This window comes from Allobosea sp. (assembly GCF_036675845.1).
In the GTDB taxonomy this organism is placed as follows: Bacteria; Pseudomonadota; Alphaproteobacteria; order Rhizobiales; family Beijerinckiaceae; genus Allobosea.
On sequence record NZ_JAKFED010000151.1, the window covers coordinates 1 to 18,367 of the forward strand.

18 protein-coding genes and 1 tRNA gene are annotated in these 18,367 nt (G+C 66.4%); 5 read left to right on the plus strand and 14 right to left on the minus strand.

The window, feature by feature from the left end:
• Positions 1 to 147: 147 nt before the first annotated feature.
• From V6M56_RS16910 to V6M56_RS16935, 6 genes are all read right to left on the minus strand, one after another.
• Positions 148 to 224, minus strand: a tRNA-Arg gene (locus V6M56_RS16910).
• A gap of 184 nt (positions 225 to 408) precedes the next feature.
• Positions 409 to 2,034: a chaperonin GroEL gene (gene groL / locus V6M56_RS16915; RefSeq protein ID WP_332685324.1), complete on the minus strand. Its 1,626-nt coding sequence runs from the start codon at positions 2,032 to 2,034 to the stop codon at positions 409 to 411.
• Between the two features lie 156 nt (positions 2,035 to 2,190).
• A complete protein-coding gene (locus V6M56_RS16920; RefSeq protein ID WP_332685325.1) occupies positions 2,191 to 3,441 on the minus strand; it encodes a M20 family metallo-hydrolase in 1,251 nt (416 codons plus the stop codon).
• Between the two features lie 2 nt (positions 3,442 to 3,443).
• Complete coding sequence (locus V6M56_RS16925) at positions 3,444 to 4,325, minus strand: alpha/beta fold hydrolase (protein ID WP_332685326.1); 882 nt, start codon at positions 4,323 to 4,325, stop codon at positions 3,444 to 3,446.
• An 11-nt stretch (positions 4,326 to 4,336) separates the two neighbouring features.
• Entirely contained in the window at positions 4,337 to 5,119 is a 783-nt protein-coding gene (locus V6M56_RS16930) for an SDR family oxidoreductase (protein ID WP_332685327.1), read from the minus strand.
• Between the two features lie 44 nt (positions 5,120 to 5,163).
• Positions 5,164 to 6,297, minus strand: coding sequence for a pyridoxal phosphate-dependent aminotransferase (locus V6M56_RS16935; RefSeq protein WP_332685328.1), 1,134 nt, complete (start codon positions 6,295 to 6,297; stop codon positions 5,164 to 5,166).
• Between the two features lie 312 nt (positions 6,298 to 6,609).
• Here V6M56_RS16935 and V6M56_RS16940 point away from each other — a divergent pair, with 312 nt between their 5' ends.
• The 4 genes from V6M56_RS16940 to V6M56_RS16955 are packed head-to-tail and all read left to right on the plus strand — an operon-like array spanning position 6,610 to position 10,086.
• Positions 6,610 to 7,629: an ABC transporter substrate-binding protein gene (locus tag V6M56_RS16940; RefSeq protein WP_332685329.1), complete on the plus strand. Its 1,020-nt coding sequence runs from the start codon at positions 6,610 to 6,612 to the stop codon at positions 7,627 to 7,629.
• Between the two features lie 27 nt (positions 7,630 to 7,656).
• Positions 7,657 to 8,520, plus strand: coding sequence for an ABC transporter ATP-binding protein (locus tag V6M56_RS16945; RefSeq protein ID WP_332685330.1), 864 nt, complete (start codon positions 7,657 to 7,659; stop codon positions 8,518 to 8,520).
• Between the two features lie 8 nt (positions 8,521 to 8,528).
• Positions 8,529 to 9,359, plus strand: coding sequence for an ABC transporter permease (locus V6M56_RS16950; RefSeq protein WP_332685331.1), 831 nt, complete (start codon positions 8,529 to 8,531; stop codon positions 9,357 to 9,359).
• Positions 9,298 to 10,086 (plus strand): GntR family transcriptional regulator, encoded by a 789-nt coding sequence (locus V6M56_RS16955; RefSeq protein ID WP_332685332.1) that lies wholly within the window; start codon positions 9,298 to 9,300, stop codon positions 10,084 to 10,086. The genes V6M56_RS16950 and V6M56_RS16955 overlap by 62 nt, the downstream gene beginning before the upstream one ends.
• A 233-nt stretch (positions 10,087 to 10,319) precedes the next feature.
• Here V6M56_RS16955 and V6M56_RS16960 read toward each other — a convergent pair whose 3' ends face one another.
• The 8 genes from V6M56_RS16960 to V6M56_RS16995 form a co-directional block, all read right to left on the minus strand.
• Positions 10,320 to 11,312 (minus strand): zinc-dependent alcohol dehydrogenase, encoded by a 993-nt coding sequence (locus tag V6M56_RS16960; RefSeq protein WP_332685333.1) that lies wholly within the window; start codon positions 11,310 to 11,312, stop codon positions 10,320 to 10,322.
• A gap of 13 nt (positions 11,313 to 11,325) precedes the next feature.
• Entirely contained in the window at positions 11,326 to 12,096 is a 771-nt protein-coding gene (locus V6M56_RS16965) for an SDR family NAD(P)-dependent oxidoreductase (RefSeq protein WP_332685334.1), read from the minus strand.
• A 2-nt stretch (positions 12,097 to 12,098) separates the two neighbouring features.
• Positions 12,099 to 13,412 (minus strand): sulfopropanediol 3-dehydrogenase, encoded by a 1,314-nt coding sequence (gene hpsN / locus V6M56_RS16970; protein ID WP_332685335.1) that lies wholly within the window; start codon positions 13,410 to 13,412, stop codon positions 12,099 to 12,101.
• An 83-nt stretch (positions 13,413 to 13,495) separates the two neighbouring features.
• Positions 13,496 to 14,545: an ABC transporter substrate-binding protein gene (locus V6M56_RS16975; RefSeq protein ID WP_332685336.1), complete on the minus strand. Its 1,050-nt coding sequence runs from the start codon at positions 14,543 to 14,545 to the stop codon at positions 13,496 to 13,498.
• Positions 14,546 to 14,576: 31 nt separating this feature from the next.
• Complete coding sequence (locus V6M56_RS16980) at positions 14,577 to 14,729, minus strand: hypothetical protein (RefSeq protein ID WP_332685337.1); 153 nt, start codon at positions 14,727 to 14,729, stop codon at positions 14,577 to 14,579.
• The gene (locus V6M56_RS16985; RefSeq protein ID WP_332685338.1) at positions 14,719 to 15,516 is read right to left on the minus strand and encodes an ABC transporter ATP-binding protein; all 798 of its coding nucleotides are present in this window, start codon (positions 15,514 to 15,516) and stop codon (positions 14,719 to 14,721) included. The genes V6M56_RS16980 and V6M56_RS16985 overlap by 11 nt, the downstream gene beginning before the upstream one ends.
• Positions 15,517 to 15,528: 12 nt before the next feature.
• Positions 15,529 to 16,317, minus strand: coding sequence for an ABC transporter permease (locus V6M56_RS16990; RefSeq protein ID WP_332685339.1), 789 nt, complete (start codon positions 16,315 to 16,317; stop codon positions 15,529 to 15,531).
• A gap of 5 nt (positions 16,318 to 16,322) precedes the next feature.
• Positions 16,323 to 17,099: an ABC transporter permease gene (locus tag V6M56_RS16995; RefSeq protein ID WP_332685340.1), complete on the minus strand. Its 777-nt coding sequence runs from the start codon at positions 17,097 to 17,099 to the stop codon at positions 16,323 to 16,325.
• A gap of 165 nt (positions 17,100 to 17,264) precedes the next feature.
• Between V6M56_RS16995 and V6M56_RS17000 the strand changes: the two genes are divergently transcribed.
• The gene (locus tag V6M56_RS17000; protein ID WP_332685341.1) at positions 17,265 to 18,272 is read left to right on the plus strand and encodes a LacI family DNA-binding transcriptional regulator; all 1,008 of its coding nucleotides are present in this window, start codon (positions 17,265 to 17,267) and stop codon (positions 18,270 to 18,272) included.
• Positions 18,273 to 18,367 lie beyond the last annotated feature (95 nt).

Sequence of the window (18,367 nt, forward strand, 5' to 3'; positions counted from 1 at the left end):
GGTTGTCTGGCAAGCACTCAAAGCCAGAGCTCCCGCCAACGCCCTCGCAATTCGAGAGAGCGCGGCAGCGAGTGACGAGCACGGAGCGCTGTGTGGGATGCTTATGTGGGAAGGAGGCCGGAAATCACCGTAACCCCTTGATTTTATTGGCGCGCCCGACACGATTCGAACGTGTGACCTTTGCCTTCGGAGGGCAACGCTCTATCCAGCTGAGCTACGGGCGCAATCCGTGGAGGCTGGATAGCGGATCGCGGGCCGCTCGGCAACGAGGGATTTGCGGGCCGAGCAGAGCCCATTGCGGCAAAGGTCACAGGTTCGCACCGTATCGGGCGCGCCGCGGTTGTGGCGTCCAACCGGTCCAGGTGAATGCCTGACCCCGGAAGGGCGCCGAGCCTCGGGCAAGGAAAATCAGAAATCCATGCCGCCACCTGGCATCGCCGGTGCTGTTTCCTTCTTCGGCAATTCTGCGATCAGCGCCTCGGTGGTGATCAGCAGCGAGGCGATGGAAGCGGCATCCTCGAGCGCGGTGCGCACGACCTTGGCCGGGTCGATCACGCCGTTCGCCACAAGATCCTGGTATTCTCCCGTCGCGGAGTTGTAGCCCCAGTTGTAGTCATTCTTCTCGATCAGCTTGCCGACGACGACCGAGCCGTCGGCGCCGGCGTTTTCGATGATCTGGCGAGCCGGCGCCTGCAAAGCGCGGCGCACGATGTCGACCCCGGTCCGTTGGTCACTATTGGCGGGCTTGATGGCGGCAAGCGCCTTCAGCGCCCTCAGCAAGGGCACGCCGCCACCCGGCAGGATGCCTTCCTCGACCGCCGCGCGGGTGGCATGCATGGCGTCGTCGACGCGGTCCTTCTTCTCCTTGACCTCGACCTCGGTCGCGCCGCCGACGCGGATCACCGCGACGCCGCCGGAGAGCTTGGCCAGGCGCTCCTGGAGCTTCTCGCGGTCGTAGTCCGAGGAGGTCTCCTCGATCTGCGCCTTGATCTGCGAGACGCGGGCCTCGATGTCCTTCTTCCTGCCGGCGCCGTCGACGATCGTCGTGCTCTCCTTCTCGATCACGATCTTCTTGGCGCGGCCGAGCATCTCGAGCGTGACTTTCTCGAGCTTGATGCCGAGCTCTTCCGAGATCAGCTGGCCGGCGGTCAGGATCGAGATGTCCTCGAGCATGGCCTTGCGGCGGTCACCGAAGCCCGGCGCCTTGACCGCGGCGATCTTCAGCCCCGACCGCAGCTTGTTGACGACGAGCGTGGCCAGGGCCTCGCCCTCGACATCCTCGGCGATGATCAGCAGCGGCTTGCCGGTCTGCATCACAGCCTCGAGCAGCGGCAGCATGGCCTGCAGCGCGGAGAGCTTCTTCTCGTGGATCAGGACGTAGGCGTCTTCCAGCTCGACGCGCAGCTTCTCCGGATCGGTAATGAAATAGGGCGAGATATAGCCGCGGTCGAACTGCATGCCCTCGACGATGTCGAGCTCGGTCTCGGCGGTCTTGGCCTCCTCGACGGTAATCACGCCTTCGTTTCCGACCTTCCGCATCGCCGCAGCGATCATCTTGCCGATCTCGGCGTCGCCATTGGCCGAGATGGTGCCGATCTGGGCGATCTCGCTGTTGTCCGTGACCTTCTTGGCGTTCTTCCTGAAATCGGCCACCGCGGCCTCGACCGCCATGTCGATGCCGCGCTTCAGGTCCATCGGGTTCATGCCGGCGGCGACCGCCTTGGCGCCTTCCCGGACGATGGCATGGGCGAGCACGGTCGCGGTCGTGGTGCCGTCCCCGGCGGCATCATGCTGTTTCGAGGCCACTTCGCGCACCATCTGGGCGCCCATGTTCTCGAACTTGTCGGCGAGCTCGATCTCCCTCGCGACCGCAACGCCGTCCTTGGTGATGCGCGGAGCGCCGTAACTTTTTTCGATCACGACGTTGCGGCCCTTCGGGCCGAGCGTGACCTTGACGGCATCGGCGAGGATTTCGACGCCGCGCAGCATCTTGTCGCGCGCCTCCGACGAGAACTTCAACTCCTTGGCAGCCATGATCCGGGTCCTCCTATCGCGGATTCCAACGGTTCAGCAGCAGGATGGTCAGACGGCCTTCTTGCGGGCCGCAGTCCTTTCGATCACGCCGGGAATATCGGAGCCACCCCGGCAAAGGTCAAACGTTCGAATCGTGCCGGGGTGCCCGGATGGGTCTCAAGCGCGATTGGCGAGGTCCCAGACGACGTCGGCAAGGACCTGTGCGCCCGCGGTCAGATGCTCCGGCTCGGCCCATTCGTCGGGATTATGCGATATCCCGCCGCGGCACGGCACGAAGATCATCCCGGCCGGACAGACATAGTGCAACTGGCGCGCATCATGGCCGGCCGCCGAATAGACATCCATGGCGGGAATGCCGCGCGCCGCGGCCGCCTCGGCAATTGCGCTGCGAATGGCGGGCGCGAAGTTCAGCGAGGGCGAATGCTGGATCTGTTTCAGCTCGACGCTGCAATCCCCCTTCATCTCCCCGGCGATGCGGCGGATAGCGGCATCGACCCGGTCCACCACAGTATTGTCCGGGTGCCGGAGATCGACGGAAAAGAAAACCTCCGCCGGCACGACCGAAGGGGCGTTCGGCGTCACCTGCAGCATGCCGACCGTCAGCAAGGTGTCGGCCGGCTCCATGGCGGCTTCGTCCATGGCGCGGATCATGCGGACGGCAGCCATCAGCGCGTCGCGGCGATCCTTGCGCAAGGCGGTGCCGGCATGGGCGGCCTCGCCGATGACGCGGACCCGGTAGCGCCGCGTGCCCTGAATGCCGGTGACGACGCCGATCGGAAGGCCCGCCTGTTCGAGCACGCTGGCCTGTTCGATATGCGGCTCGACATAGGCGGCGATCGGCAGGCCGAACCCCCGCAGCGGCACGTTGTCGTCGGCCGCGAGGATGGCCGCAGCCGCCTCGCCGATGCTGATGCCGTCCGCGTCGCGGATGGCCAGCACCGCCTCCAGGGCCTTGGTTCCCGTGAAGAGATCGGAGCCCGTCATGCCCGGTGCGAAGCGCGAGCCTTCCTCATTGGTCCAGGCCACGATCTCGAGCGGGCGAAGCGGCCTGTCGCCGCGTGCCACGATCGCCTCCGCCGTTTCCAGCGCCGCGAGGACGCCGAAGACGCCGTCGAACTTGCCGCCGGTCGGCTGGGAATCGATATGCGACCCTGCCATGACGGGCGAGAGCGAAGCATCGCGTCCTTCCAGGCGGAGGAACAGGTTCGCTGCCTTGTCGGTGAAGGCTTCCAGACCGATGGCGCGGCCCCAGGCGATCACCTGCGCGCGCGCCTGCGCTTCCTGCGGCGACAGCGTCGGGCGGTCGACGCCGCCATCGGGGCGGGCGCCGAAGGCGGCCAGCGCCATGTGGCGCGCCCAGAGACGTTCGCCATCGACGAAATCGGAAAGGCGCGGCGAGCTGACCATGCTCAGTCGGTCCGCATGATCTGCGCCGGGTTGGCGCGCGGATCGCGCGGTCCCCAGCGCCCGGCCTCGACCTGTGCGATGAACTCGGCAAGGAGCCGGTTGAAGAGTTCGGGCTCTTCGAGATTCAGCGTATGGCCGGATTTCGGGAAGACGGCGAGGCCGCAGCGCGGCACGACCCGTTTCAGATAGAGTCCCGGCTGGATGCAATGGTCGTCCTCATCGCCGGTCATGACCAGCAAAGGCGCCTCCATGGCGCTAAACTCGGCCTCGAGATCGTAGAGCGAGGGCCGGCGCATCTGCACGCCGCGCATGGTGTTCGCCGCGCCCACAGAATGGTGCTGGCCCAGCCGCTCGGCGAAGAGCGCCCAGCCGCGCGGGTCCTTGTCCTGGAACTGCACCCGCGAGGCGCCCTCGGCATAGGTCGGCGCGAAGTCCTTGGCTCCGCGCTCCTGGAAATTCCGGGCGACCTGCTCGGAGATGCCCTTGAAGTAATCCTCATGGGCCTTCTCGGCGCCATAACCTGCGCCCGCGGCGACGACCGACAGCACACGGCCCGGATGGCGCAGCGCCGCATGCAGCGAGGCAAAGCCGCCCATGGAGAGCCCGACGACATGGGCCCTCTCGATGCCGGCCGCGGCCAGCACGTCGACGATGTCGTCGGCCGCGCGAGCCTGCGAATAGCTCTCCACGCTCTCCGGCACGTCAGAGGGCGCATAACCGCGCGCCGCGAAGGTGATGCAGCGGTGCCGGCGCGCGAAGAAATTGAGCTGCGGCTCCCAGCTCCAATGGCTGCCGCCGAACTCGTGCACGAAGATGATCGGCGTGCCGGTGCCCGCCTCCTCGTAGAAGAGCTTCACGCCGTCGCTGGCAGTGGCAAAAGCCATGTCGCGTCTCCTCAGATCACGGAACGGCGCGAGGCGATGCCGCCATCGACGGTGAAGATCGCGCCGGAGGTATAGCCGGAGCGGTAGGAGGCGAGGAACACGATCAGGTCGGTGACCTCGTGGATATGGGCCGGGCGCTTCAGCGGATAGCGCTGCTGCAATTCCTCGTAGCGGCCGGCATCGCCCAGCCAGTCGGCAGCGCGCTTCTTCAGCATGTTGTAGATGCGGTCCGTATCGACCGGGCCCGGATTGACGCCCACCACCCGGATGTTGTCGTCGAGCGAGTGGCCGCCGATGGCGCGGGTGAAGGCCATGAGGCTGGCATTGCCGGTCGTGCCCGCGACATAGGCGGGGTCGAAGACCTCGCCGCCATTGCCGATATTGTTGATGATGACGCCGCCGCCGCGCGCCTTCATGCGCGGATAGAGCGCGCGCGTGAGGTTGATGTAGCCGAAGACCTTGAGCTCCCAGCCGGCGCGCCATTTCGCCTCGTCGACGTCCCACAATGTGCCGCTGGGGATGACGCCGGCATTGTTGACCAGAATGTCGATATCGCCGACGGAATCGACGAGACGCGCCACCGCGCCGTCTTCGGTCAGGTCGAGCGCATGCGCGGTAACGGAGATGCCATGCGCGGCTTCCAGCTCGCGCTTGAGCGCCTCGAGCCTGTCGCCTGAGCGCGCCGCGACATGGAGATTGCAGCCCTCCTCGGCAAACGAGCGCGCCAGCCCCTCGCCGATGCCCTGGGACGCACCGGTGATCAGGACCATCTTGCCCTTGATCTTGAGATCCATCTTCGATTTCTCCTTCTATGAGCGCCGCGACGAGGCAGGCCGGCTCAGAACAGTTTCACGTCTTCGTTTTGGCCACGCACCTGCTCGACCATGGTCGGCAGCAGGTCGACGAACTCCTCCACCCAGGCGGTCGGGACCGTGGTGCTGATCTTGACGAAGCGGTCGCCGAAATTGGGGGTGTGATAGGCGCCCTGGCGGATCATGATGTCGTGCTTCTGATAGGCCGCGACGAGCGCCTCCGGCTTCACGCCGGCCCGCTCGCATTCGAGCACGACGAAATTGCCGTTCGACGGGAAGACCGGCATGGACAGGCCCGGAATCCTGTCGGCAGCCTGCTTGATCAGCTTCTGGTTGGCACGCTGCTGCGACAGGACGCCGGGAAACCACTCGGCCTTGATGCCGAGGCCGGCCAGCGCCGCGCGCTGGGACAGGATGTTCGAGCCGAGATTGTTCGGCGGCGCCGCCGAGAGCTTCTCGATGATATCAGGATGGGCGACGACCGCGCCGACGCGCATGCCGGCCAGGCCCAGCCATTTCGAGAAGCTGTAGATGGTCAGCGTCCGCTCCGGATAGCGCGTTGCCGCCAGCGTGTGCTCATGGGCAAAATGGCGATAGGTGCAGTCGTGGATCAGGTAGGCCCCGGCCTCGCGCGCGACCGCCACGATGCCTTCGATCTCGGCCGCCGTGCAGGCTGAGCCGAGCGGGTTGTTCGGATCGACGATGTAGATGACCTTGGTCTTCGGCGTGATCGCCGCCTTCAGCCGCTCCGGCGCGAGGCGATAGCCGTATTCCTCGCCATAGATCGGAATCTGCGTGACCTTCGCTCCGACGGCCCGCGCGAAGGCCATCGGCCAGTTCCAGGTCGGGTCGGTGGTGATGAACTCGTCTCCCGGCCCGAGCAGACTGTGGCAGACATGGTAGAGCGAGGCGACCGCGCCGTCGGAAACCAGCGCTGCCTGCCCCTCCAGGCCGAGATCGGCGACGATGCCGTGGCGCAGCGCCTCAAGTCCCGCCGGCGGGGCATAGATGTGGAATTCCTCGTCGCGAATGCACTTCTCCATCGCCGCAAGCACGGCGGGATGCGGCGTCGCGTGATTGGTGTTCTGGCCCATCCAGCGCAGGCCGGCCGTGTTCACGAGCCGGTCGAAATGGGCATTGCGAACCTCGAAGGATTTCATGACATCTCCGCGCCGTATCGCCATTTTGGTATAACGAAATAGGGATTTTGATTGCCTGATGCGAGTGTTTACACAAAACTCGCATGCCGAACAGCCTAAAATTAGGCTACTGCGGCGAAAAAATATGCAGGATTGATATTTCTGCATAATGAGGCTTGCGCCTGGCAGAGATCACGGTGATTGTTGCATCCGCGCCGCCGAACGGCCGGCTCGCGATGATCGAAGGGGAGACATCGGATGCTTATTTCACGTCGCAATGCCCTCAAGGGCTTCGGTGCCGCAGCAGCAGCGGCAACAGCGAGCTCTATCGCCATGCCCGCGCTCTCGCAGGGGGCGAAGAAGATCTCCTTCACGACCTCCTGGATCCCGGAAGGCCCGAACCTTTTCGCCTATGTCGCGCGCGACAAGGGCTTCTGGAAGCGCCATGGCCTGGACGTCTCGGTGGCGCGCGGCTCGGGTTCGGGGGCGGCGGCGCAGTCAGTCAGCGCCGGCACTTTCGATTTCGGCATGGCGGCCACGCCGACCGTGATCGTGCAGGCGGCGAAGAAGCTGCCCATCACCTGCATCGGCCAGATCAACTATGACGCGTTGATGGGGGTCGGCGTGCTGTCGGGCTCGCCGATCCGCGCACCGAAGGATCTCGAGGGCAAGAAGCTGGGCGCCAGCGTGACCTCCGGCGAATATCCGTTCCTGCCGCTCTACGCGGAGAAGGCAGGGCTCGATCTTTCGAAGATCCAGATCGTGCAGGTCGACGGCAAGGTGCGCGAGCGCACCCTGGTCGAGAAGCAGGTCGATGCGGTTTCCGCCTTCGCGACCAGCACGGTGCCGTCGCTGGCTCCGCTCGGCACCGATGTCCGCTTCATGCTGTTCTCGGCGGTCGGGATCGAGTTCTACGGCCAGTCCCTGACCACCCAGCCGGCCCGCCTCCAGCAGGACCGCGCACTTTGCGAAGCCTTCGTCCAAGGTGCGATGGAAGCCATCCAGTTCACGATGACCAATTTCGACGAAGCTATCGACATCTTCCTCAAGGCCAACAGCGAAGTCGCGATCTCCTCGACAGGCAAGGAATACGCCCGCATCGGGCTCGGGCTCACGAACCTGACCAATCTCGTGCCCGAGGTGAAGCAGAACGGCTTCGGCTGGGCCGATCCGGCCAAGGTCGCCACGATGGCCGACCTCGTGATGAAATATGCAGCGGGCGAAGGTGCGGTGAAACCGGATGTCCACACGCTGTTCACAAATGACTTCGTCGGCAAGATCAAGCTTTCGCCGGCAGAGCTGGCGACCGCGGAAAAGAGCGCCGCGCCGTTCCGTAAATATGTCGGCACCTGACCGGCCATCGCACGAGGCGACCATCTGATGCTGAGTTTGGCACCCAACGCGGATGTCTCCGCGGCCGAGACACCTCTCGTATCGGCCGCGGATGTCCAGAAGACCTACTTCACGCGGCAGTCGCCGATCCATGCGGTCGCTTCTGCATCTCTCGACGTGGCGAAGGGCGAATTCGTTTCGCTGCTCGGCCCGTCGGGCTGCGGAAAGTCGACGCTGCTGATGATGATCGCCGGGCTGGAACAGCCGACGGCGGGCTCGATCATGCTTGCCGGCGAGCCGGTCGCCGCGCCACGCCGTGACATCGGCATCATCTTTCAGGACGCGACGCTTCTGCCGTGGAAGAGCACGCTGGAGAACGTGCTCTTCCCGATCCGCATCCTGCGCCTGCCGATCGAGCAATATCGTGACCGGGCTCATAGCCTGATCAAGATGGTCGGCCTTGCCGGCTTCGAGCACAAGAAGCCGGGCGAGCTCTCGGGCGGCATGCGCCAGCGCGTCGCGATCTGCCGGGCGCTGATTCACGATCCGGAAATCCTGCTGATGGACGAGCCGTTCAGCGCGCTCGACGCCATCACCCGCGACCAGATGAACGTCGCGCTGTCGGAGATTCTCGAGACCTACCGCAAGACCGTGATCTTCGTGACCCATTCGATCCGCGAGGCCGCGTTCCTCTCCGATCGGGTGGTCGTGATGGGCGGGCGACCGTCGACGATCATCCTCGACATGAAGATGCCGTTCCCACGGCCGCGCCGTTTCGAGATCGAAGAAACCCAGGAATTCGCCCAGATCTGCCGGAAATTGCGCCTGACCATCGAGGCGGCGCACGGGACCGGGCAGGATTCGACCAAGCATGTTTCCGGCAAGGCCGCCGGCGCCAGCAGCATCGAGTGAGGTCCAGCATGGCAAAGGCCACCATCGGCACCGAGACCGGTGCCGCCCTTCCGGCTTCCGGAGCCAACCGCTTCCAGGGCGCGTCCGGCCTGAGCAGCATCGTCTTGCCGCTCGGCCTGGCGTTCCTCGTGCTGGCTGCCTGGCAGGCTTACGTCACGGTCTGGCAAATTCCGTCCGTGATCCTGCCCTCGCCGGTCTCGATCGCGAAATATATCGTCGCACGCTACGACATCCTGCTGATGCACGCGATCCCGACCACGTTGGAATCGGCTGCCGGTTTCCTGCTTGCGCTCATCCTCGGCGTCGCAATCGCTATCCTGATCACCTATTCGAACGTGGCGCGCGAGGCACTTTATCCAAACCTGATCTTCTTCCAGCTCATTCCGAAGATCGCGCTTGCGCCGCTCTTCATCATCTGGCTCGGGATCGGCTCGCAATCGCGCATCGCGTTTTCGGTGTTCATCGCCTTCTTTCCGGTCGTCATCGCCACGACCGCCGGCTTCCTGAGCGTCGACCGCGGCATCCTGAGGCTGTGCCGCTCGCTGACCGCCACCGAATGGCAGGTCTTCACCAGCGTGCGCTTCCCGATGGCGCTGCCGCATATCTTCAGCGGCATGAAGATCGCGATCACGCTGGCGATCATCGGGGTGATCATCGGCGAGTTCATCACGGCGCAGGCCGGTCTCGGCTATCTGATCATCTTCGCGACGGCGCGCGCCGATACGGAAGTGTCGATGGCCGCCATCGTGGTGCTTTGCATCTGCGGCCTGCTCCTCTATGGGCTGGTGGCACTCGCGGAGACGGTCGCGAACAGATTTTATTCGGCAGACAGCCGGTGAGGCGCTGAGCGTGATGGCGCGAGTTAACGGATCAATGGCGCCGGAAGAGCCTGAATCGCTTTCGGCCGGCGTGGTCACCCGCCTCGAGGAGGAGATCCTCAAGGGGATTCGACGGCCCGGCGACAGGCTGGACGAGCGCCAGCTCGCAGAGCAGTTCGGCATGTCACGCACGCCGGTGCGCGAGGCGCTGCAGCGGCTGGCAGCCAGCGGTCTCGTGGTGTCGCGCGGCCGCCAGGGCCTGCAGGTCTCGCAAATGTCGCTCGCCGACCTGCTGGACGCGTTCGGCGTCGTCGCAGAGCTGGAGGCGTTCGCATCCTCACAAGCTGCCCGTCGCATCCAGCCGGAGCAGCGGGTGCGTCTCCAGGCAACGCACCGTGCCTGCGCCGAAGCCGCAGCGGCCGAGGATGCGGAGGCGTTCTATGCGGCCAATCTCGATTTCCACGAGGTGATCGCCGCGGCGAGCCATAACCGCATCCTGCAGGACGAGTTGCGCCGGCTGACGCTGAAAATTTCGGCGTATCGGCGCACCATCACCTACCAGCCCGGACGGATGCATTCGTCCATTCCCGAGCATGAGCGTGTCATGGAAGCGATCCTGCGGGGCGATGGCGCCCAGGCGGCGCAGATGATGCGCGCCCATGTCACCCTGCTCGGCGAAGGCCTGTCGGACCTGCTGCATTTCCTGCGCTCCTCCGGGGAGCACGGACTGCTGACCGAGATTTCGTAAAACGGCGATTGCCGCTACGCGCAGGCTCGGCGGCTCCCCGTAGCGAGCGAGCCCGGAGCCGAGCGAGCGCCCCCACCCCTCCGCATTTCCGATCGAAGTTCTTCGCCTGGGCGCCGTCGCACCACTGAATCCCGATTGCCGATTGAGCTGCCTTTGGAAGGCAATGCTCCCGGCGATGCGGGGCGCAGCTGAAACCCAACGCAATGGCCCGAGCGGCAGCGGCAGCGCAGGCGTCAGCTACGCAGAACGATCTTGGCGGCAGCCGCTCGGCCGCTGTCGATGTCGGCAAAAGCCGAGCGGCCCTCTGCGAGCGGCCGCTCCTCGAACCAGCCAAGGGGGCCCAGCCTTTGCGAGGACAGCGCCTCGACCGTGACCGCGAAATCCTGCGGCGTGTAGCAATAGACGCCAGCGAGCACGATCTCCTGCAGCGTGATCTTGCGGATGTCGAGGCCATCCTGACCCGGCAGAAGTCCGACATGGACGATGACCCCGCCCGGGCGCACCATACGACAGGCGGCAGCGCGCGTTGCGCTGGCCCCGACCGCATCGATCACCAGATCGATGCTGCTGTCATCCGGCTCGGTGTCCCCCGGCGCGTATACGGCGAGACCTTCTGCAAGCTGCAGGGTTTCGCGCCGCAGCGGGTTCGTTTCTCCGACAACGAGGTCCCTGGCGCCGAAATGCCGGGCCACGAGCGCCGCCGCCAGGCCGATCGCCCCACCCCCGAGGACGACGACCCTGCAGGCGGCGAGCGGCTGGTGCAGCCGCTCCATTCCGATCCGCACCGCGTGCCAGGAGACGGCGACGGGTTCGGCGAGCGCCGCGTGCTCGATCGCCATGGTCTCGGGGATCGCCACGACATTGCGCAGGGGAATGCGGACGAGCTCGGCAAAGGCGCCGGGGCGCGGCGGCATCGAGATGATCTGCCGCGTCGGCGACAGATGCCAGCGCCCCTCGATGGCGTAGGGACAGGTGGGATCGACGACGAGCGGATTGATGGTCACGCGCTCGCCGGTGCGCGGGCCGGTCGCGATGCGCCCCGCCGCCTCGTGGCCGAGGATCAGCGGCGGCGGGCGGCGGCTATCGAAGCCGTGATAGGCGTGCATGTCCGAACCGCAGATCCCCACCGCCTCGACGCGGACGAGAACCTCGTCGGCCTGCGGGACCGGGTCAGGCTCCTCCCGGAAGACGAGGCTGTTGGCGCCGGTGTAGACGAGTGCCTTCATGCGGCCTGGTCCCTCATTTTGCCGTGAAGCCGCCATCGACGGCGAGCGTCTGGCCGGTGACATAGGCGGAGGCCGGCGCGGCGAGGAAGACGGTCGCGCCCGCGAGGTCCTCGAGCTCGCCATTGCGGCCGATCGCGGTCTGCGCGGCGTTGCGGGCGGAGCGTTCGGCGTCGGCGAAGACGGCTTGCGTCAGCGGCGTCGGGAAGAAGCCCGGCGCGATCGCGTTGCAGGTCACGCCATGGCTGGACCACTCCTGCGCGATCGCCCGCGTCAGCTGGACGACGCCGCCCTTGGCGGCGCCATAGGGCGCGCTATCGGCAAAGGCCCGGTAGCTCTGCAGCGAGGCGATGTTGATGATCCGGCCATAGCCGCGCCTCGCCATGGCCGGGGCAAAGGCCTGCGTCAGCAGGAAGGGCGCGCGCAGATGCAGCGCCATATGCAGGTCGAATGCCTCGGCCGTCACCTGGGCGAAGGGCTGGCGCAGGTTCAGGCCGGCGACGTTGACGAGGATGTCGATGCTCCGCCCAAGGCCCTCGCAGGCTGAAGCCAGCCTGGTGCCCGCATCCGGCGCGGCCAGGTCGGCCGGGACGATTTCGGCGGCGATCCCCTCCGCACCCAGCCCTTCGGCGGCCTTGCGCAACTCGTCCTCACGGCGCGCCACCAGGACGAGTTCAGCGCCGGCCATGCCCAGTGCGCGCGCCATGGCGAGCCCGATGCCGCTGTTGCCGCCGGTGACCAGGGCCATGCGCCCGCTCAGGTCGAACAGCGAGGCGAGCCGGAACATCCTCAGGCCTCCACCGGCTGGCCGAGATCGAGATTGGAGCCCGGCGCGTATTTCGCCATCCGCACATCGCTGGTGCGGGCATGGGCCTCCATGCCTTCCAGCCGCGAGATCCGCGCCGAGACCGGGGCGACACGCCTGCAGGCGTCGCGATCCATGCGCTGCCAGGTCAGCGGCTTCAGGAATTTATGGACCGAGAGGCCGGCCGAATAGCGGGCGGCGAACTTGGTCGGGAGGATGTGATTGGGGCCGGAGACCTTGTCGCCGAAGGCGACATTGGTTTCCTCGCCGAGGAACAATGAGCCGTAATTGGTCAGGTTCGCATGCCACCAGTCGAGATCGGCGCAATGCACCTCGAGATGCTCGCAGGCATAGCGGTCCGAGACCTCGACCATCTCCTCGCGGCTGTCGCAGAGCACGATCTCGCCATAGTCGCGCCAGGCGGCGCCGGCCGCATCGCGCGCGGTCGGCGGCAGGGACGCGATCAGCTCGGGCATCAGCCGCGCCACTTCGTCCGCGATCCGCCGCGAGCTGGTGATCAGCCAGGCGGGGCTTTCATGGCCGTGCTCGGCCTGTCCGACGAGATCGGCCGCGACGATCAGCGGGTCGGCGCTGTCATCGGCCAGGACTGCGACCTCGGATGGACCGGCGAAGACGTCGATGCCGACCTTGCCGAACAGCATGCGCTTGGCCTCGGCGACGAACTTGTTGCCGGGACCGACGATGATGTCGGCCGGGCGGCCGGTGAACAGGCCGAACGTCATGGCGGCGATGGCCTGCACGCCGCCCAGGCACATGATGATGTCCGCGCCGGCCACCGTCATCGCGTAGAGGACATAAGGATGGATGCCCTGCCCCCTATAGGGCGCCGAGCAGGCGACGACGGTCTTCACGCCGGCGGCCTTGGCGGTGGCGACCGACATGTAGGCGGAAGCGATATGGGCGTAGCGCCCGGCCGGGACATAGCAGCCGGCGGTGTTCACCGGCACGAGCTTCTGTCCGAGATGAAGGCCCGGCGACATCTCGATCGAGAAATCCCGGCAGGAGGCGCGCTGCGCCTCGGCAAAGTGCCGGACCTGCCCGGCGGCGAAGGTGATGTCGTCCTTCACGCTCTGCGGCACGTCCTGGATGCGCGCGGCGATCGCCGCCTTGTCCAGCACGATCGCGCCGTCCCATTTGTCGAGCTTGGCCGCATAGTCGCGCACGGTTTGCTCACCTCCGGCCTCGATCGCAGCCAGCATCTCGGTGACGACCGCGCGGGCGGCGTCGGTCTCCGTTTCAGGCGTCTTGGTGGCTGTCTTCAGATGCGTGATGGCCATGGCGCTGTCCGCTTCGGTCAAAGGGGGGAAGACGACGGCGGCCCGAAGGACGCCGCCATCGTCGTGTCTGCCCTGATCTCAGGTCACTTCTTGTCGAACTCGGTGGCGAAGGCCTTGAGCTTCGGGTCCGCCGCCACGCGCTTCAGGAAGTCGTCGGTGAGATAGCTCTTGGCATCCGGGTTCGAAGGGATGGTGCCAACCTCGGTGATGAACTTGCCGATCTCGGTAAACCAGCCATCGACGGTCGATCCGGCCGCCCCGCGCGCCATCAGCTTCAGCTGCTCGTCGAGGCCGAAGGTCGGACGCAGCGCGAACTCCTGGTCCATGGCGCGGGCCGTGACCTCGAGGCCACCCTGCTTGTAGAAATCGAGCGCCAGCGTGCGCGCCTCGGCCGGGTTGGCCTTGGCCCAGGACCAGCCGCGCAGGAACACCGCGAGGAACTTCGCGACATCGTCCGGCCGCTCCTTGGCGAACTCGGCGCGCACGATCAGCGCACCAGGCACGACCGCGCCAGCATCGGCGCCGGAGCAGAGATATTTTGCGTTGGCGCGGTCCTCGAGCGTGTAGGTGTTGGGCGCCCAGACCCCGGCGACATCGCCGTTATTGGAGGTGATCGCCGTGATGATCTGGGCCTGGCCGAGATTGACGAATTGCATGTCGTTCTGCGCGAGGCCGAATTTGGCGAGGCATTTGCGCGCCGAATAGTCCACCGTGGAGTTGGTGGTCAGCAGCAGCTTCTGGCCTTTCAGCAATTTCGGATCGGCCTTGATCGCGTCGAACTTGTCGCCGCGCACCATCATGGCGTTGGCCTTCGACTCGTCGTTGGTGAGGCCGATCGTCAGGATGTTGAAGCGCACCGCGCCCAGCACCGCCGGCACGGAGCCGACGCCGCCGACATCCCATGACTTCGCGGCCGAGGCCGCGATCTGCGGCGCGCCGGCCGGGAAGGTCGAGAAGTTCGGCGCCAGGCCGACATCCTTCCACCAGCCCTTCACCGTGGCGTAATGGAAGGGCAGCGCCCAATAGAGCGAGGGCTGGTAGCTGACGCCGATCGGCGTCTGGGCCTGTGCGGCGCCCGGCATGGCGCAGGCGAGCGATGCGGCGATACCCAGTCCTGCAATGATCCGTCTCATGATCTTCCTCCCTGGTCTTGTTCCTCCGGTCTCAGCCCGGGAGGGCTGCGCCGGTTGGCCCGGCCTGCGCACCTGCGCAGGCCGGGGTCTCGATCGCCTCGCGCATGATCGTCGCGACGAGGTCACAGTCCTGATCGCTCGGGTCGCGCGGCAGGCGCGGCAGCGGGGTGGGGTCAGCCGCCATCTGCGCCCTTCTCCTCCCGCAGCGACTTCCAGATCTGGGTGCGCAGATGGACGAAGGATTCGAGGTCCATGACATCCTCGATCTTCTGCAGCCGGTCCCAGCTCTCGGCTTCGCGGATCGAGCGGATGTCGAGCACTTCCTTGATGCGGCCCGGGCGCCGCGTCATGATCGCGACCCGGTCGGCCAGATAGACGGCCTCCTCGACGGCATGGGTGATGAACAGCACCGTGCGCGGGTTCACTCGTGCCAGCCGCACCAGTTCCTCCTGCATGACGACGCGGGTCTGCGCGTCGAGCGCGCCGAAGGGCTCGTCCATCAGCAGCACTTCGGGGTCGAGCACATAGGCGCGGGCGATGGCGACGCGCTGCTGCATGCCGCCGGAGAGCTGATGCGGGAAGGCGTCCGCATGACTCTCCAGGTTCATCAGCTTCAGCGCGTCGGCGACGAGGTCGTCGCGCTCCGACTTCGGCAATTCCTTGTTGCGCAGGCCGAGCTCGATGTTCTGGCGCACCGTCTTCCAGGGAAACAGCGCGAATTGCTGGAACACCACCGCGCGGTCCGGCCCGGGCTTGGTGACCGCCTTGCCATTGACGCTGACGATGCCGGCGCTCGGGGCCTCGAAGCCGGCGACCATCCTCAGGCAGGTCGTCTTGCCGCAGCCGGAGGGCCCGACAATGGCGACGAATTCCTTCTCGCCGATCTCCAGATTGATGTCGTCCAGCGCCTTCACGCCACCGCCGCGTGGCCCGAAGACCTTGTCGACCTTGTCGAAACGGATCGATCCCATCGTCCTCGCCCCTCAAGCCTCGAGGCCGCGACGGCGGCGCAACCACGCCTCGCCCTGCCGCAGCAACATGTCGATCAGCATGCCGACGACGCCGATCGCGGCCATTCCGGCCATCACGGTCGGAGTCGCGACATTGGCCTGCGCCTGCACCATCATGAATCCGACGCCGGCCGCCGCGACGATCAGCTCGGCGCCGACCAGCGACTGCCAGCCGAGGCCGGCCGAGACGCGCAGGCCCGCCACGATCGAGGGCGTGGCGGCCGGCAGCAGGATCTCGAGGATCATCCGCAGATGGCCGGTGCCGAGCATCCGCGCCGCCTCGATCAGCCGCGGCTCGACGAAGCGCGCGCCGCGATAGGCGTTGATCAGGCAGGGCGGGAAGGCGCCGGCGAAGATGATCAGGATCGGCCCGCCGATGCCGGTGCCGAACCAGAGCGCGGCAAAGGGCACCCAGGCGATCGGCGCGATGAAGCGCAGCCCGTCGAAGAGCGGGGTGACGATGTCGTCGAGGAGGCGGAACCAGCCCATCAGCAGGCCGAGCGGCACGCCGATGCCGGCAGCCAGCAGCATGCCATAGGCATAACGCTGCAGGCTCGAGGCAAGATGCTCGGGCAGCGTCGCGCCGGCAAAGGGCGACGCCATCAGATGCAGAATGCGCGTCAGGACGTCCAGCGGCGAGGGCAGGAACTGGCTCGGCACGATCCCGGAGACCGACAGCACGGTCCACAGCCCGATGAAGCCGGCCAGCCCGAGCATGCCCCATGCCAGCTTTTCGCCCAGTCGCAGCGGGATGTCGCTCATGGCTTTTAGTCCCTCCCCGCCACGTTCCAGGCGAGCGCGCGGCGTTCGACCAGGCCAAGGAGCAGCGTCGTCGCCCAGCCCAGGACCCCGACCGTGACCATCCCGACGAGGATCATGCCGGGATAGATATCCTGCTGGGCCATGTTGAGGACGAAGCCGATACCGGCCAGCGCGCCCACGAGTTCGGCGGCGACCAGCGTGGTCCAGGCCGCCTGCAGCGACAGGCGAAGACCGGTGAAGATCATCGGCGAGGCGGCCGGCGCGATGACCTCGCTGACGAACCGCCAGCGCGGCGTGCCGAGCATGCGCGCCGCCTCGATGATCGGCCGGTCGATATTGCGGACGCCGGCATGGGTGTTGATGACCGAAGGCACGAAGGCTGCGAACCAGATCACCATGATCTTGGCTGCATCACCCAGGCCGAGCCAGAGAATCGCGAGCGGAATCCAGGCCAGCGGCGGGATCGGGCGGATGATCAGGAAGATCGGGTTGATCGCCGCTTCGGCCCGCCGGTTCCAGCCCATCCACAGTCCGAGCGGCACCCCGGTGGCGATCGCGACGAGGAAGCCCAGCACGACCAGCCTGACACTGTGGAAGGCGTGGCTCGCAAGCGAGGCGCCGGCATAGCCGCGCGTCGCGATCTGGCTGAGCGACTGCCAGAAGTCGGCAGGCGAGGGAAAGCGACCGGGCGAAACCAGGCCCGTCGCCGTCGTCAGGACGAACCACAGCAACAGCACGGCTGCCACCGAGGCCAGACTGACCCATCCTCGCCTTCCGATCATCGCGCTCCTCGTGCGCCTGTTTTATGAAAGCGCTTTCAAACAAGCTTCCAGATCACGTCGCTCATGTCAACACAACCTCTGAATTTACCTCCAATCGCTAATTCGCTTGTCGTGGCTGGGCTCCGAGAGCTAAGTCTCATGAAATATTTTTCATGAGAGAAGGTCATGGGGGCGCGCCGCATCAAGCTGAGCGACGTTGCGCGGGACGCCGGCGTATCGCCTGCGACCGTTTCGCGTGCGATCGCGCAGCCGGAACTGCTTTCGCCGGAAACGCTGGCGAAGGTCATGGCCAGCGCCCAGCGCCTTGGCTACCTGCCGGATGGCGCGGCGCGCGCGCTTGCCTCGGGTCGCTCGATGACGATCGGCGCGATCGTGCCCACGCTCGACAGCGCGATCTTCGCGCGTGCGCTGCAATCGATGCAGGCGACCCTGGCGCAGGCCGGCTACCTCCTGCTCGTGGCCTCGCATGAATCGATCGCCGCGGCAGAGACCCAGGCCGTTCGGGCGCTTCTGGCACGGGGCGTGGACGGGCTCATGCTGGTCGGAGCCGAACGCGCGCCGGAAACGACCGCGCTGCTCCGAGCGTCCGGCGTCCCCGTCGTCCTGACCTGGTGCAGCGACGGCCATTTTGCCTCGGTCGCGATCGACAACACGCTGGCGGGGAGACTCGCGGCCGAGCACCTGATCGGGCTCGGGCACCGGCGCATCGGGATGATCACCGGGCCCCTCCAGTTCAACGACCGGCAGAAGGCGCGTCTTGCCGGGGCAACGGCGGCCCTCGCCGAGGCCGGGCTCGCCCTGCCGGACCAGTTGACCACGGAGCAGGCCCTGACGCTGGCCGGCGGCCGGGCCGGCTGCGCCACCCTGCTGGAACTCGAGGACAGACCGACCGCGCTGATCGGCGGCGTCGACCTGCTTGCGATCGGCTGTATCGCGGAGGCCCATTCGCGCGGCATGACCGTGCCGGGGGACCTCTCGGTCGTCGGCATCGACGGACTCGACATGTCGGCGCACATCTCGCCTTCGCTGACGACCGTCCATCTGCCGACCGGTCGGATCGGCCAGTTCGCGGCGACGAAGCTGATGGCGCTGGTCCGGCGCGAGGCGGTCGACCAGGAAACCGTTCTGCCGGTCGAGCTGATCGTCAGGCGCTCGGCAGGCAATCCTCGTTGATCGCTCCTCGGAGCAGGATGCGAAAAAGTGGAAACCGGCTTTTCGCAAGAATCCTGCTCTAACCCTTTCCCGAGCGACGGATTCAGATGTCAGAT